This window comes from Anoxybacillus pushchinoensis (assembly GCF_900111795.1).
GTDB lineage: Bacteria > Bacillota > Bacilli > Bacillales > Anoxybacillaceae > Anoxybacillus > Anoxybacillus pushchinoensis.
Genome location: NZ_FOJQ01000025.1, coordinates 6019 through 24097 on the forward strand (window position 1 = coordinate 6019; position 18079 = coordinate 24097).

The following is an 18079-nucleotide window of genomic DNA, read 5'->3' on the forward strand; positions in this document are numbered from 1 at the left end:
AGTGGCACAACACCAGGAAGTGGCACAACACCAGGGAGTGGCACAACACCAGGTAGCGGTACAACGCCGGGTAGTGGCACAACACCAGGAAGTGGCACAACGCCAGAAAAAGGTGCAGTTGTTGTTGAGCCGAAAGTGGAAGTGAAAGAAAGAGATGGAAAAGTTGTTGAAAAAGTTGCTACCGTTTCGTCGAACGATATCGCAACGATTGTCAACGAACTTTCAAATGAAAAGAAACAAGTCGTCATTTTCACAGGTTCGCTCGTTAAAGATGTGGTAACAAAAGTGGACGTACCTGCGGCGTTGTTTGTTCAAGCAGCTAATAAACAATCCGATGCGACGATTGTTAGTGCGAGTGAACAAGCGGTGTATAAATTGCCAGCAAAAGAAGTGAAGCAAGCAGTAGATCAAGTGGCTAAACAGCTCGGAACGACGGTAGATCAAGTAAGCATTTCCATCGAGATGAAAGTAAAAGATGCGCCACAATTACGGGTTAAAACGTTGTCTGATGCGGTACAGTTCCACGTTGTCGCAAAAGCAAATGGCAAGGAACAAGCCATTGATCGCTTTACTCAATATGTCGAGCGAGAGATTGCGCTCAAACAACCTGTTCAGCCAAATCGCGCGGTAGTTGTGCGCGTAAACGATGATGGGTCATTGACTCCAGTACCGACAACGTTCGTCGATCAAAAAGCGGTAGCGAAGTCGTTAACGAACTCGACGTATGTTGTTGTCGAAGGAACAACGACGTTTGCGGATGTCGGTCAACATTGGGCGAAGCCGTATATTGATTTGTTGGCAGCAAAACAGCTCGTTCGCGGGGTAACAGAGACGGCGTACCGACCAAATGAACCGATGACGCGTGCACAATTTGCCGTATTGCTTGTGCGTGCCCTCGCGTTGCCTAGTGAAACATATGACGGTCGATTTGCTGATGTAAAAGGAACAGAATGGTTTAACAAAAACGGTGAATTAGCGGCTGCAGTCAAACTAGGTATCATTCAAGGAAAGACGCTAAGCACGTTTGCACCAAATGAGCCGATTACACGCGCCGAAGCAGCTGTTATGATCGAGCGTGCTCTTAACCTTTCGTTCGTCAACTTTGACAAGGCGGCAAAAGATGAAACGAAGAAACTAGCGGATTTCCGTGATGCGAGTCAAATGCCAGCATGGTCAAGACAAGCTATTGAAGCAATATATCAAGCAGGGATCGTACAAGGTCGCCCAGACGGTACATTTGATCCAGCAGGTCGAATGACACGTGCAGAAATGGCAAAGGTGTTAGCAGAGTTTTTAACAAAGGCGAAGTTGATGTAAGGCCTCCGAGCAGGAGGTCTTACTTTTTTTGTCGTAAAGTGTCGAAATTTTTCGTATACCAATAAAAAAACAAGAATATTATAATATTTTATGTATTTTATAGTTTTATAACTTTATTTTTCCATAAAAGAAAGGAGAGAAACGAGTGAAGTGGAGAAAACCTTTTAGCGTTATGACGACGACGGTGTTAATGGCGAGCATGTTTGCCGGAAGCGCATGGGCCGATTCGTCGCCTAGTTTTAAAACATTGTCCACCTCGTCGTCTAGCAAATTACAGCGCGAGCTTGTACAAAAGAAGCTCGAACGTCAATTAAAAAAGCTTCCTCAAAAAGCAGAGTGGCAGGAGACGGACTATGTACGTATTGTAGTGGAGGTGGAAGGAAAAACACCACTTCAATACGCCACAGAGCAAGGCAAGCTGTATAAGGATTTATCAGAACAAACGCGAGAGCAGCTTGAAAAACAAGCGGAGCAAACACAAAAAGAAGCGTTGCAACAAATTCAACAGTCCGGTGTTGATATTGATGTGGAGCAGTCGTTTACAACAGTTGTAAACGGATTTAGTACAGAAGTGCAATATAAAGATATCGAAAAAATTCAAAGTTTGCCTTCAGTTAAGGCTGTACATCTCGTGAACGCATACAAACGTCCACAGCCGATGCCGAATATGAAAACGAGCCATCAGTTTATCCAGTCTGAAGCAACATGGGCGGATGCGCAGTTGCGAGGAGAAGGAACAGTTATCGCTATCATTGATACAGGCGTTGATCCTAACCATCAAGATATGAGGTTGAGCGAACAAACAGATGAAGCGTTAACAAAAGATGATGTAGAACAAATCGCCAGTGAACATCACCTCCCAGGAAAATACTTCACAGAAAAAGTGCCGTACGGATATAACTACTTCGATAAAACAGACGAAATTCGTGATCTTGGTCCAGCAGCTTCTATGCATGGCATGCACGTAGCTGGCACAGCTGCGGCAAACGGTCAAATTTCTGGTGTTGCACCAGAAGCACAAGTGTTAGCCATGAAAGTATTTAGTAATGATCCGATGTATGCATATACATATGACGATGTGTATGTAGCGGCTATTGACGATGCGATTAAACTCGGTGCAGACGTCATTAACATGAGTTTAGGAAGCGCGGCCGCATTTTATAATGAACAAGATATGGCAAGCGAAGCGATTGCGCGCGCAACAGAAAACGGAATTGTCGTATCGGTGTCGGCAGGAAACTCAGGTCATTTCGCTTACGGATTTGGTAACCCACTCGCTGAGAATCCTGATATCGGGACTGTTGGAGCTCCAGGTCTAGCAGCAAATGCCCTTCAAGTTGCGGCAACAGGGAATGAAAGATATTTATATGAAACATTTGTCAATGTGGGTGACTATCAATTTGTAGGTTATGGGGCAGATAATTGGGTGAAAGCGTTTGGCGATGATCCAGTTGAGTTAGTTTCCCTTGGTGGTGCGTATGGCTTTGTTGAAGATTATGATGGCATAGACGTAAAGGGAAAAGTTGTTCTTGTTCAACGTGGACAGATTTCATTTTATGAAAAAACAATGAATGCTAAAGAAGCCGGAGCGATTGGTATTATTGTTTACAATAACGGAAACCCGAACTTTTACAAAGATCAAGGTGGATGGGATCTCATTCCATTTATGAAAATCCAAACAGAAGATGGACAAGCATTAGAGGAGCTGATTGCTAATGCTGGTGGTTCGCTTCAAGTCAACTTTGCAGTCAAAGATCAAACCGAAGATCCAGAAATGGGACGAATGACAGATTTTACGTCATGGGGAACGACACCAAGTTTACAGTTGAAGCCAGAAATTTCTGCTCCAGGTGGAAATATTTATTCGACATTGCAAGACAATAAATATGGATATATGAGCGGAACATCGATGGCAGCGCCACATGTAGCAGGTGGTGCAGCGCTTGTTACGCAACATTTAAGAGAACAATTCCCGAATATGGGAACGAAAGAGCGCGCAAAATTAGCAAAAATTTTACTAATGAATACAGCGAATGTAATTACGGATCAAGAAGGTTATCCATTCTCGCCACGTCGCCAAGGTGCTGGAATGATGCAAACGTATGCAGCGGTTACAACGCCAGTATACGTCGTTAATACAACGACTGGTGAGGCGAAAGTCGAACTTGGTGATTTTACAGAGAAGTCAATTAAAATGACATTTACAGCATATAACATGTCAAACGAAGATGTCACATATGACGTGAAAGCGAATGCGTTAACCGATCTTGTAGATGGAGATTATAACGCTTTAGCGGCACGTCATATAGAGGGTGCAGTCATTTCGACAGAATCTGACCAAATTGTAGTTCCAGCGAATGGGAAAAAACAGTTTTCTATAAAAATCGATTTATCAAACGCGAAAATCCCAACAACTGCTGGGGCGAAAGAACTTCATGAAAATATTTTTGTTGAAGGATTTGTGCAATTGAAAAATGAAACAAAACCAGATTTAACGATCCCATATGTTGGTTTTTACGGCCATTGGGATGAACCGAATATTTTTGATGGCATTGCCGATCTTGGAGAAGCATCGTTTTACGGCTGGTCAACGATGATGGATGAAACGACATCGTTTTTAATGCCGAATGAGGAAGGAAAGTATGCATTTTCTCCAAATGGCGACGGCTTTATGGATCAAATTCAGCCACTGCCAACATTTTTACGCAATGCAAAAGAAGTGCAATACAACATTTTAAAAGATGAGAAACAACTTCGCCGTATTAAATCTGAAAACAACGTACGGAAAAATTTCTTTGATGCCGGAAGTGAGCCGCCATTCTCTTACATGGACGGTCGTCTATGGGATGGAACAGCAAAATTCCAATTTGTTCCGGATGGAGAATATGCGTATGAACTAAAAGCAGTCATCGACTATCCGAATGCACGTTGGCAGTCGAAGAAAATTCCAGTTCTCGTTGATACGGTAGCACCGACTTTATCAGTTAACTATGATGAAGAAACAAATACGGTTTCATGGGAAGCTATTGAAAATGGTGCTGGTATTGCTGGTTACGATGTATTCGTAAACGGAGAATCGATTACAGGCGAAACATTGTTATCAAAAGAGGAAACGAGTGTAGAACTTCCACAAGTTTACACAAACGCGGAAGTAACGGTAGCTGCGATTGACTATGCTGGAAACGTCAATTTTGCTTCAACGGTCGTAGCGGATGAAGAAGCGCCAATCATTTCACTATTCTCGCCGGAACCACTTAGCGCGTATGGTTCAAGAGATGTACATGTTTTTGGTGCAATTAGTGATGTGTCAAATGTTGAAGTGACTGTGAATGGAAAGAAAGTGACGGTAATTAATGACCAAATGATCGGCAAATATTTCTCTACGGTTGTGTCATTTGAAAGTGACGGTGTGAAAGACATCCAAGTAACAGCAACCGATGAAAAAGGTCAATCGATTACGATTAACCGTACGGTGTTTGTTGACTCAACGCCAGGGGAAATCGAATTTGTAGAACGTGTGCCGAAGTATGTCACACATGATGTGGACAAGTTTAACTTGCAAGTGAAATTAAAAGATAATTACCGCCATATGCAATTTTATGTCGACGACGATTTTGCTTATGGGGTAGATTTTGAAAGCCCGTTTGTTATGAAAGATTATGAACATACGTATACGCAAGAGTTGCAGCTAGAGGAAGGGCTCAACACATTTGTGCTTACATTAAAAGATCTTGGTGGCCATGTGACACAAAAAGTTGTATCGATTTATCGTCTAGCAGAAGGAGAACAGCCACCAAAAATAGAGATTACAGACACATACGTACAACCAAACCAATTTGTTAGCACAAACCGTCCAGCATGGTTCAGTGCATACGCAAACGAAGAAGTGACGTGGAAAGTAAAAGTGAAAAATCCAATCGGTGAGGAGCAACAACTTCCAGAACAAATAGGACAGGAGTACTCTTACGCTTATCAAGTGGGACAAGATGCGATGAACGGCACATATACTGTGACGTTTGAGGCATACGATGCAGAAGGGAAGCTCGTTGATTCGAAAGTCAATACATTCGTTGTATACAACTATGAAACGCTAATTGAAGCGGTAAAAGTATTAAATGAAAACGGTGAGGAGCAAACATCGTTCAATCAAACGGGTTCTGCTTACGTGATGGCACGTGTTCAAAACTTAGAATACGCGCCAGTCAAACCGCTTGTTATTTTACAAGTGCTTGATGCAAATCGCCGCGTCGTTGGACGGGCTTTCCTAACGATCGATCAACTTGATCCACAGCGAACAAACGGTCTTGGTATGCAATTGCCACTTTCATCCCTTGCAAAAGGAACGTATGCAGTAGAAGCATTCGTTTGGTCAGGATGGGATCAAAAAGCAATGGCTGAAGCAAATAAAGACAAAGTTCAATTCCAAGTAGAATAAAGGAGGGGTCTCTCCCCTCCTCATTAAAGTAAGGAGGAATGTCGCAGTGAGGAAAGCGTTATATACGCTATTAGCAATCTTACTTATTTTCTCATCTTTAGCTCCTTCTATTGCGGTATATGCACAGGAGGAGAAGAAAACGATTCAAATTGAACTGCCTGAAGGATATGAACCTGTCGGAAAGGCGAGAGGGTTGTTAATTGGTTATAATGATGGAGATCCGTACACATCGATGGAATGGTTAACTGGGGTAGATGGCGAGACGAAAATCATCGTTCCGGTTGAAAGGTTGAAGCCGGATGTAACGTATGAACTTAGCTTTTCCATTGACGTAAAAAATGAACAAAATGAATATGCCGTATATGCGGATACAAGAAAACTCACATACGAACAATTAAAAGCATTGCTTGATGGTGAGACATTGTCTTTACCTACGGATCTCGTACCGATTCAAGTGACAGGTGAAGGTGCCCCAATTACCAAAAAAGCTTCAGCGGAGTATTACTTATCGACGAAGCCTTTTGATTTTACAGTTCATGCATATGACGCTAAAAGAAAAGTATTCGTTCGCCCGCAAAAGATGACTGTGAGTTATCGGGGGTTTGATGATGAAAATAATGGTTATGTTGTATACAAGCAATTCGAAGTAAATGGAGAACGTCGTGTATTGTCATTTGAGGATGCGTTTCATGACGTTTCAAAGATTGGAATAAAGGGTGATAAAAAATTAACATCGTTTATGTTCGTGCGTGAAAAACAATCTAGTGCTGCAGACGTTGATTTGAACGGAGAAGCTATTTCTCATGTGTATGTGACATCTGATCAATACAAGTATGCTGTTTTTAGTGTAGTTGATGATGAGGGATATGTATACGAACTGTTACCTATTGATTTTAATTTTACAACATCTCGTACGCTATCCGTTGTCGGCCAACCGATATTAGAAAGCACAGATGTATCTTACTGGAAAGATAGTTTGAAAGGCCCATCTATTCTTTTGACTACTGATTTGATTCAAGGAGATGTTAAGTTAAGAAGAATTAGCCAAAATATCGATGGTGTGTATAAGGAGATTCAACCATCTATTCGTATTGTCAATCAACAAGGACAGGACATCGAGTTTGAGAAGGAGTATGTCACGGTCGAGTACGCTCATCTCCGAGTACCTAACTTATCAGACGGCACATATATCGTATACTATGAACTACATCTTCCAGGCGGAAATGACGTGTATTGGAAAAAGGAACTTAAAGTATCTGACGGAGAAACATCTCAACCTGTTCCAGAAAAAGAAGTTCATGTTCAAACAGACAGAGCCATGTATTTGCCGAATAGCGAAGTAAAGTTTAGCGGTTACGTACGTAAAAAAGGCCAAGCTGGTTACGGAATGAAACCGACATTAAAAGTGACATCGCCGACAGGAGACGTTGTATATACGTACCAATGGAATGATGCAGATATTCAAACAGATGGTTCGATTTTTACATCGTTTACATTAAACGAAGCAGTTACAGGTGTATACAAAGTTGAGCTAGCAACAGGAACAGGGGAGAGAGCTTATGCATCGTTTACTGTTTCTGAAAATACCGCACCAGTGATTGTTTCGCCACAAGACGGCTCATTTGTTCGTGGGGATGATAATAAAATTCACATTTATGGATATGCGAATGCGAATGTCGATTTAACTGTACAAGCAAAACAAGGAGAAGAAGTAATTGCATCTGCAAAAACGAAATCAGATTCAACAGGTCATTTCTCTACCGAGTTAAAGCTTGAGGATGGAACGTATTCATTAATCGCATCAGATGGTGAACACTCATCTAAGCCTGTAACAATTACAGTCGATACAACGCCACCTGCTAAGCCAGAAGTGACGATCCAAGAGGAGGACAATGAACTCGTTATTCGTTGGAATGAAGATAGCGATGTTGCTTATTACAATATTTTACTTCAAGTGAATGGTGGAGAGTGGCAACAACTCAAATCAGGCTTAAATGGTCAAGAGTATCGTTACTCACCATTGTCGCCAAATACGACATATCGTTTTAAAGTTGTCGCAGTTGACCAAATAGGAAACTATAGCGAGGCGGTCGCTGAATGGAAAACAGAAGACTTTTCAGCAACGACATTGAAAGTTCATACGGACCAAGGGTACTTAAAATTGGATACAAACATTGGTGTTGAATTATATGGTTCATATAAAGAAGGTTATACAGCGACGGCGGTCGTATATTATGACGGGAAGCAAAAAGAAATCAGCTTACCGTACGATACGGAGCGTAAAGCATACATTGGGGCGTTCCCGATTGAACAAGGTATGAAGCTTGTTGATAAAGTTGTTGCGTTTATTATAAATGAAAAAGGACAAAAAACGAACGAACTGATCGAAAACGTTAGAAAGTATGTAGGTGCAACAGTTGAAGGAACAGTACGTGCTAATGGCGAGCCGTTAACAAAAGGAAAAGTACAAATTGGGGCATATACAACATCTATTCAGTCCGACGGTACGTTTAAGCTCGAAGGGTTGCCAGAAGGGTTTTATAGTGTCGATATTTACAGTGGAAAAGAATGGGATTATGCTGTTTCAACGCTTCAATTACACTATGGACAAAAAGAACAAGTCACACTCAACTTACCACAAGAAGTGCGCATTCATTTTGTTGATCAAAATGGACAGGCAGTAACTGACCGTTTATACGTAGAGATGTACAACGATCGTGCATGGTTTAGTGGATATATTAATCAAAAAGGGCAGTTCGTTTCTTGGGATGATCGTGCATTAAAACGTGTGCCGGCTGGAGAGTATAAATTGATCGTGTACGGAAACGGTTTATATGAAACGTTGAAAACAAAAGTTACAATTGATCCAGAACACAATTATGTAAGAGAGCCAATTGAATTCACATTAAACAAAAAAGACATCGAAGTCGTTGATGTCAAGCTAACTTTCAAAGATAAAGATGGAAATGTCATTACGGAACCAAATGCATATTTTTATTTATACCAATATGACGTATATCGCACATCGAATTACGAGCTTGGTTTTTACCATTCAACATATCCAGTTGAATACAACGAAGATGGCAGTATAACGATTCCGAACGTCGTTGTTGCAGATGGTTATTTATTATATACAAGTGTACCTGGATATATCACGAAAGAACAAAAAGTAGACATTACAAAAGATCATTATGATGTAGTTATCACACTTCATAAAGGATTGACAGTTACAGGAAAAGTTGCTGATTACGACAAAATGACAAATGTGTGGATGTATGCATATACGGGCAGTAGCTATGGCTACGTATCATTTGCAGAGGATGGTACATTTACAATTAAAGGATTAAACGCAAATGAAGAAATCACATATGTCGTCTCAGCAACCGATTATGTCGAAAAGAGAGAGACTGTTTCTGGGGCAAGTGAAGGTGAAACGCTTGATCTCGGTACGATCACGTTAGAGAAAGCAAAATACATTGATGGACGTGTGTACGAAGGAAGTAAGCCACTCAAACATGTGTACGTATACGTATATGATAAAGATGGACAATATGCAGGTTGGGCGCGTACGGATAAAGATGGCTATTTTAAAGTGCGCGGCTTACAACCAGGTATGTACAAACTTGAAGCATGGTACAACGGGAAAACGCTTGAGAAAGAAGTTGATATTCAAAAAGAATCACAAACGGTCACGCTTCCATTTACAAAAGGAACAGGTAGTTTTGTAGGAGAAGGGAATCGCTTTGTTGCATCGGTAGATACAGTTGTGCCGGGTAAAACGATTGACTATAAGTTAACGTATCGAAATAACGGTAACAGAGATGAAGAGAACGTTCCTGTGACGATTACTTTACCTGAACACGTTGATTTGGTAAATGGATCGCTCGTTGTCAACGGTCAACAAGCTACATTAACGAACGGTAAAGTGACTATTCCTAAAGTAAAAGCAGGAGAATCAGGATCTATTTCTTTCCAAGTGAAAGTGAAGGAAAATGCAGATGATTTCGTACGTGTAGTTGCACAAGTTGGCAGTGGTGATGAGTTATCAGCTACGACGAACGTCTTGTTCGTTACGTTACAAGCGCCGTCTCAAACAGCAGATAAAAAAATCAAAGTGTACGGGAAAGCGAAACCGAACGCCACTGTTGAAGTGTATGCGGCGGGCAAAAAGGTAGCGGAAACAAAAGTAGAAGGGCGTTGGTGGTTTGCGACAGCAACGTTGCCAGTCACGAAAGAGAAAGAAACGTTCCAATTACAAGCCGTTGTCAAAGAAAATGACCAGAAGCATATGTCGGATATCGTGACTGTTCAATACGATGCATCTGTTCCGAAAGTAGAAACAGCGGAAGTATATGCTGGATGGAATGGAACGGTATCGCTCAATCCTCACACAGGAGTTGCTTCGTTTGCAATTGTTGAGGGAACACCGTTAGATACAAAAGTTGTATTTAGCGATGAAGTGGATGAAGCATGGATTGAATTTTTAGGTGAACAGTATGAGATGACGAAAGGAAATGACGGAAAGACGTTCACATTTGACGGTTCACGACTTGGCTTTTGGAGTTCATACGGTGAACAAATGTTACAGCTCATTTTCAAAGCGAAAGGACAAGAAATTCGTCTTCCACTGATGCAAATTATTGTGCTTATTGACCCATCAGGTTATGTGTTTGAAGGTAGCATGGAGAACCGTTTAGAAGGTGTAACAGCGGAAGTACAACAGCTACAAGGTGATGAATGGGTTAAATGGAATGCAGAATTTTATGGTCAAGTCAACCCGCAAGTGACAGATGAAAATGGCCGATACGGTTGGGATGTTATTAGTGGCAAATGGCGTGTTGTATTCTCAAAAGAAGGTTATGAGACATATATATCACGTATTGTAGACGTTCCGCCAGCAGAAACACAATTGAATGTGCCACTTGTCCGTCAAAGTCATCCGCGCGTAGAAGCAGCAACGCCTGCAACAAATGCGGAAAACGTAGACACGAATGCAAACATACAAGTTACATTCGATCGATTAATGGACAAATCGTCGATCGAACAAGGTGTAAGTGTGTATGAAGTGAAAAACGGACAAAAAACAAAAGTAGCTGGTACATTTACGTATGATCGTATGTACAACGGTTACAAGTCTGACGAAAGTAAAAAGGATGCGAGCTTGCTAGATGGTAAGGGAGAAAGCGGTTGGTTTGTTGAAGATGCAACGAAAAAACTCGTTCAATCATTTACATTTAAACCAAACGTGCCACTTAAATATGGTACAACGTACGAAGTTGTTGTCGGCTCGCAAGTAACAGACTATGCGGGTAAGGCGATGACAGATTATACGTATACGTTTGTAACAAAACAACAACCGGCTAGTTCGGCACCGGGAGGGTCTTCAGGATCAACGCCAAGTCCGGCTCCAGTTCCTGTGCCAACACCATCTCCAACGACAGGTGTTGGTAAAGAAGTAACAGTAAATGGTGAAAAAACGGTTGAATTACATGCGGAACGTGTGTTGGAAATGGCAAAAAATGTTGATGTAGTCACGATCGCTGTTGAACGTAAACAAGGAGAGCAAAACATTCATACGCTGAGCGTACAAGTTCCGAAGCAATTGGCAGAGGCATTGTTAGCGAGCGGGAAATCTATGTCCATTCAAATGAATGGGGCTACAATGACTTTATCAAAAGAAGTGTTAAAGCAGCTAGCAAAAGCGGATGTGAAGCTATCTGTCGCTATCAAAGAGGCGAAACAAGAAGTAGGGGGCAATATCATTGCACCTGTATACGAATTATCGGCTAAAACGTCCGATGGACAACTATCGTTTAAAGATGCTGTTACTGTGGCGCTCGATGTGACTTCTACGCCTGTCGACGCTCGAAAAGCAGCTGTATATCGTCTCACCGATCAGTCTTATGAATATGTTGGCGGTGTGTACGATCAGTTCAAAAAGCAATTTGTCGTTTCCCTTCATTTGTTTGGTACATTTATCGTCGTTGAACAAAATAAAACATTCAACGATGTGACGAGCCGTTTATCGTGGGCGAAAGAAGAAATTGAAGTGCTTGCATCGCGCACAATTATTCAAGGAATGACAAAAGACCGTTTTGAGCCAAATGCGCCGATTACACGCGATCAATTTGCTGTATTGCTTGCACGTGCACTACAGTTGCCAACTGTTTCATATGAAGGCGTGTTTGCAGACGTGCCTGCACAGTTGACATGGGCAGCTCCATATATTGAAGCGGCGTATCGTGCAGGAATCGTTCAAGGAAGCGGCGGTCTATTTAAACCTGATGATGCTATCACGCGTGAACAAATGGCAACGATGCTTGTGCGTGCTCTTGCATATAAAAATCAAAACATGCAAGGAAACGAGTCCATTTCGTTCGCTGATGAATTAGCTATTGCCCCATATGCGCGTGAGCATGTGCGGTTAGCTGCTTCATTACAGTTAATCCGTGGCACAGTTGCGAATGGTAAACTTGTGTTTAAGCCAAAAGCGAATGCCACACGTGCAGAATCAGCCGTGATGTTGTATCGCTTGCTTCAACAACTAGGAGAGTTTTAAAAGTTCAGAATGGCTTCTGTCGAATAGACAGGAAGCCATTCTTCTATGCTACATTGGAGGAGGATTATGAATGAAAAAAGGAATCGCAACATTGCTATGCTTGTTGCTTATCTTCTCTTCTTTGCCAGCTTGGGCAGCGGGGGTAACTGTACAGACAGATCAGTCGTCTTACATACGAGGGGGAAAGGTAAACATTGTTGGAAATGTGCAAGGAAAGGGAACAAAACCGACGCTCACAGTACGTGGACCTAATCAGTCAATTGAATACACTTATCAATGGAATGATAGCGAAATTAGCGATCAAGGTGCGGTGCAAACTTTCTTTACATTACGGGACAACGCGACGTACGGTACATATACAGTCACGTTAAAAGCGAGCAGTGGGGAAGCAACAACAACATTTGTTGTTGAAGAACAGAAAAAAGAGAAGATAGTTGAACTAACTGCGGAATTAAATGCTACATCTTATGTAGAAGGGGATACGGTGACTGTTTCAGGGACAGTGAAGGAAGATGGAAAAGGAGTGAGTACGAGCGTACAAGTCACTTGGAAAAAGAATGGAACAGAATTAAAGAAAGAAGCTGTTTTTTCTAACAATAGTGGGCAATATACGCATACGTTCCGTCCGATTGCGGCAGGGTCTTACACAGTTAAAGTCGAAGCTTTAGGAAAAGAAACGGAACAAAGTTTTATCGTCTCATCAGCACCAACGCCAGCACCGAGTCCAACACCAACACCGAGTCCGGCGCCAGCACCAAGCCCGACACCGAAACCAGCTCCAGCGCCATCGAAAGATGAGGAAGTAGATCGTATAGTGCGTGAACAATTGCAATCATCGGTGGCAACAGTGACGGTTCAAGTAGAAAAGCAAGCGACTGTTGCGGCAACAACAGTCGGAGAGCTTGTGAAAGCCAATAAACCTTTAGCTATTCAAGCAAGCGGTGCAACAGTCGTTATTTCACCAAATGTGTTGCAATCGTTTCATGCACGCACACATGCAACAGTGGCAGTTATACCTGTACAAAAAGAAGGAGCATACCGAGCGTATGACTTTTCAATTCAAGTAGATGGGGAAAAATATGAGCGCTTATTTGAAAAACCAATCGAAATTCGTATGAATGTAGGTAAGCAAGTCAAACATGCTGATCATACAGCGGCATATTATTGGGATGAACAAACAAAACAATGGGAATATGTTGGAGGCTCGTTAAAAGGGGAAGAATGGGTTGTTGCTGTATCTCACTTTTCCACATATGCAGTTATTGAACAATTTCATACATTTGCTGATATACATGCACATTGGGCGAAGCCATATATTGAATCGCTAGCATCTCGAATGATTGTGAAAGGAATGAAAAAAGACGAATTTGTCCCAAGTGGACATGTGACGCGGGCAGAGTTTGCCGTATTATTAGCAAGAGCGTTACACTTGACAAAAAGCTCGTACAAAGGTGTGTTCTCTGACGTGAGCGAACAATTAAAGTGGGCGGTAGTTGAAATTGAGGCTGCAAATGCGGCAGGTATTATTCGTGGAAATAACGGTCGTTTTGAACCACATGCACCGATTACCCGTGAGCAAATGGCGGCGATGATTGTACGGGCACTTCAATATAAAAATGCGAAATCTCTAGAAGGGGTTAAAGAAAGCAACGTAGTATTTGCAGATGGTTCTACAATTGCGTCTTATGCTCGAGAAGATGTGCAATTAGCTGCTAAGTTGAAAATAATTGATGGGAAAATAAAGAATGGTCAACGTGTTTTCGACCCGAAAGGGAAAGCAACGAGAGCAGAGGCGGCAAAAATGTTATATGAAATGACTCGATTAATCAATGAATAAAAAAGAGGCTGTCATAGACACGCCTCTTTTTTTTTTTTTCACCTCACCGTCGAAATTTCAATCCCAAGCGGCAAGGCAGCTCCACCTGCATGCATGAATTCAAGCTTGAGAACGTCTTGAGGGGAAAAGACGGTATAATCGATATAGGCTGATTGAGTAATCGGGCGAAGTGGCGGGATGAGATAAACAACCCCGTTTATTTTCACAGCTCCACAATAAGCCCCGCCACGACCGCTAAAGCGTAGACGAATCGTTTTTATTTCCCCTGTTCCATTTTGAATCGGAAGCGATAGACGGTATGTTAAGCCGTAATGCCCCGGGTTGTGCACTGTTTGTGACGGATCGCTTAACGCATTGGCAACCGAGAGTAGATGATCCGTTCTTCCGTTTGAGATGCTGTAGGCGACGGCTGGGCTGTCAGTTGTATATGCAGGCAACGTCGCTTCTAATGTCGATCCTTTCCATACACCGCGCGGATGGGTTGCATATGAGTCAAGCGGTGCAAGTGTAGGCGAAACGGTTGAAAAGTTAGCTAAAGAACTCGTTACGATCGTTCGTATGCGATAGTTAGTCATTGCGCCTTCTTGTTGAACGGTAAAGTCGTATAAAAAGCCGAGCAGTTGATTGTTCGCGACGTCAAATGATTGGATAACAGCGCTTGTTCCAGCTTTCACTTTTATTGTTGGAACGGCTGTGAGCGATTGGCGCAACACCGCCTCTGCAATCGGTAAGCCAACATCGTAATGTCCCCAACTGTTTGGGCTTGTTCGATACGTCCCTTTTCCGCTTGTAACGACAAGGTCGTTAGATGAAGAGAGGTTATCGATCACAATAGCTACGGATGCCCGTTGACCTAACATATTGGCGTGCCAACCGAACACACGATGATCGACTGTTTGTTGTCGCTCGCGAACGTCATCTAGCGCTAACGTTGCTTGGCGATTTGGCACTGACTCCGTTGTAAGTAGTTCGGGATTGTCGCTAATGAGTAAACGCCGTTCGTCAGCAACGGTCGGTGTATGAATATGTTGCGGTACAGTAATCGCTGTTTCTTCGGTAAGTAACATAGGGCTTCGAAACGTCGTTCGTGGAATCGTGAAAAACATATTTGTTCCCCTCGTCGACATTTGTGCCCCAAATATGCTCATCACCCAAGAAGCGGACACGTACCATTCATCATTTACACGAATCGGTGCGAGCGGAGTGATCATTTCATGGTTATCGACGATCACTTCCCTTTTTCCAGCGGTAATCATCATTTGTCCATGTGACAAACGAACCGTCATTGTTTCATTCGTTTCGATCCAATCGACATTCACATCAATGGCGGTTAATAGCTGTTTCAATGGGATGTATGTATAGACGCCGTCGGTCATCGCGTGGCTCTCGATTTTTGTTTGATTGACATATACAGAAAAAGTGCTTCGTTGCAACGCATTCCATGAAATGCGTACTTCTTTCCCCGTCCATTGAACGTTAGCATCTAACGCTTCCGACACGAATCGAACGGGTACAAACGTGCGTCCTTTATGAATGATCGGGGGGACATCAAGTGTTACGGACTGACCATTGATTGTTGCGGCCGTTGACTGCACTTGAAGAATGATCGTCTTTTTATTTTTTTGTACAATGACACGTCTTGTTGTTGCGTCCCAATGTACGTTCGCCCCTGTCGATTGAGCGATAGCTCGAAATGGAACGAGAATGCGGTTTTGTACCATAATGGGTGGCACATCTGTTTGTAACGTTTTCCCGTTTGTTATGATCGGGATATGAACAGGTCGAACGCTTGATGCCTGGGCATCTGTTGTTATAAACGACAAGCTAAGAAGCGCAATGACTGCATATCCAATAATTTTGTTTAACAACATATTCACTCCTTCCTAATTCCTAACACATTATACCATATTTATCTCTTTTGTCACGCATGTTACAAAATGGAATAAAAAAGGCATCCTACCATGACGGTTAGGACGCCTCTCGTTTATTGATTCACGACTGTTATTCTTCCTTCAACAGTTGGGATCGGCTTGTTCGATTGCAAGTAGTTCATAACAATGGTGCTTAGCAGCTCGCCGCTATCGAACTCAATCGTGCTTGATTTGAACATGTCATAGCCGTCGCCGCCTTTTGCGATAAAGTCGTTTGTAGCAACGGTATACATTTTCGTCTCATCAAGCGGCTGTCCGTTAATTTTTACAGATGTTACACGTGCTCCTGCTTGTTTTGTCGCATCGAATGTAAACTGAATGCCGGAGACGTGCGGGAAGCCGCCGTTTTGTTCTGGGTACAGGCGAACACCATGTTCAAGTGCTTTTTTCAAATCGGCGCCGCTCATTGACACTTTGACAAGTGTGTTTGCAAACGGCAACGTTGTTAAAATGTGATTGCGCGTCACATCGCCTTTCGGAATGGAAGCGCGAATACCTCCACCGTTTGTTAGTGCCACATCCGTTTGAAGAGCTTGGCGCATCGCATCAGCGACGAGGTTACCGAGGTTTGTCTCTTTCGTACGCACGTTTGCGCGTTCTCCATCTAAGTTGACATCAATCGTTGTGATCACTTGTTGTAGCGTTGCATCCGTGCTATTTTTATGTGCATCGACAATTGCTTGAACGGACGCATCTGCTTGCTTTGTTGCGCTATCGCGATATAAGAAGCCATTTACACCAATGAGTTTACCTTTGTAAAACAATAAATTCGTTTGTCCGACCGCTTTTCCATATTCGAATGCTTGGGCAACATAAGCGTATTTAAATTTTTTCGGCGCTTCAATTGTGTCGTGACTATGACCACCAAGAATGACGTCTACACCAGCTACGTTGTTTGCGATGTTCTCGTCCGTTTGTAAACCGGCGTGAGAAAGAACGACAATATGATCAACTTTTCCTTTTAATTCGTTTACAAGCCGTTTCAGTGTCGTTTTTTCATCAGCGAACGTAATGCCAACGATGCCAGCTGGATTTGTTTTTACTGCCGTATCTGTCGCAGTTACTCCAACAAGCGCTACTTTTTTATTGCCGACTTGCTTAATTGTATAAGCAGGTAAAAACGGTTGACCATTTTTGTAAATATTTCCGCTTACAATTGGGAATTGAGCGGCTTGTTTTAATTCAAGCAACCGATCTTGCCCGTAGTTGAAATCGTGGTTACCTGGTACCATCGCATCATACTTCATCGCATTCATCAGTTCGACGACTGCTTGTCCGCTGTTTAGATTGACGTACGTCGTGCCGTGGAACGTGTCGCCCAAGTCGACAAGTAACGTTTGTTTATTTTTTTGACGCATATCTTGGGCGATTTTTGCGATTTTAGCAAAGCCCATTTCACCATTTTGTGCATTGGCAATGATGCGCCCATGTGTATCGTTCGTATGGATGAATGTAATCTTCTCAATGTTCGTGTCGTACCGTTTCAATATCGTTTTAGCTTGTTCGACTGTTAGCCATTGTTGTGGGCGGAGCGTTTGATCGCTATAGCCTTGAAGCAATCCGAGATGAATCGCAGCAGCCATTGGCTGTTGTGCCCACGGTTTAATGCTCGTTCCGTCTTTATACAACTTAAATATGTTTGTTGCATAGTGATGGCGAAGCTGTAAGGAACGAATGAGAAAAACATACGCTTGTTCGCGCGTTAATTTCTCATTTGGTGCGAAAGCGGTTTCCGTTTTTCCGTTTGTGATGCCTAGTCGAATAGCCGCTTCGACGTAAGGAGCAAGTTGCGGATCAACGTCTGTAAAAGGAAGCTCTTTTACTTCACTTTTGACGTCTACGCCAAGTGTTGTGATGAGCTGCTGTACAAACTCTCCGCGCGTGATGTTCTCGCTCGCTTGCGATGGTTGCGGATGGAGCGCGAAAGCTACCGCTAGCATACAGACGAGCATCAGCCATTTTTTTGTTTGCTTCATCATTTTTTCCTCCTCTAGTTCATT

The 18079-nt window shown here is 42.6% G+C and carries 6 protein-coding genes; 4 read left to right on the forward strand and 2 right to left on the reverse strand.

The window, feature by feature from the left end:
- The 4 genes from BM213_RS14960 to BM213_RS08260 form a co-directional block, all read left to right on the forward strand.
- On the forward strand, nt 1-1317 hold a 1317-nt coding region (locus BM213_RS14960; RefSeq protein WP_244149223.1), incomplete at its 5' end, for an S-layer homology domain-containing protein.
- 145 nt (nt 1318-1462) lie between these two features.
- Nucleotides 1463-5752: a S8 family serine peptidase gene (locus tag BM213_RS08250; protein ID WP_091702906.1), complete on the forward strand. Its 4290-nt coding sequence runs from the start codon at nt 1463-1465 to the stop codon at nt 5750-5752.
- 46 nt (nt 5753-5798) lie between these two features.
- A complete protein-coding gene (locus BM213_RS08255) occupies nt 5799-12311 on the forward strand; it encodes a carboxypeptidase regulatory-like domain-containing protein (protein ID WP_091702909.1) in 6513 nt (2170 codons plus the stop codon).
- 70 nt (nt 12312-12381) lie between these two features.
- Nucleotides 12382-14148 carry an S-layer homology domain-containing protein gene (locus BM213_RS08260; RefSeq protein WP_091702912.1) on the forward strand — a complete coding sequence of 589 codons (1767 nt, stop codon included), beginning with the start codon at nt 12382-12384 and terminating at the stop codon, nt 14146-14148.
- Nucleotides 14149-14186: 38 nt separating this feature from the next.
- On the opposite strand, the gene BM213_RS08265 is transcribed toward BM213_RS08260, so the two are convergent.
- Together BM213_RS08265 and BM213_RS08270 are read right to left on the reverse strand one after the other, a co-directional pair.
- On the reverse strand, nt 14187-16019 hold the full coding sequence (locus tag BM213_RS08265; RefSeq protein ID WP_091702915.1) for a stalk domain-containing protein: 1833 nt from the start codon (nt 16017-16019) through the stop codon (nt 14187-14189).
- Between the two features lie 113 nt (nt 16020-16132).
- Complete coding sequence (locus BM213_RS08270; RefSeq protein WP_091702917.1) at nt 16133-18055, reverse strand: 5'-nucleotidase C-terminal domain-containing protein; 1923 nt, start codon at nt 18053-18055, stop codon at nt 16133-16135.
- Nucleotides 18056-18079: the final 24 nt, after the last annotated feature.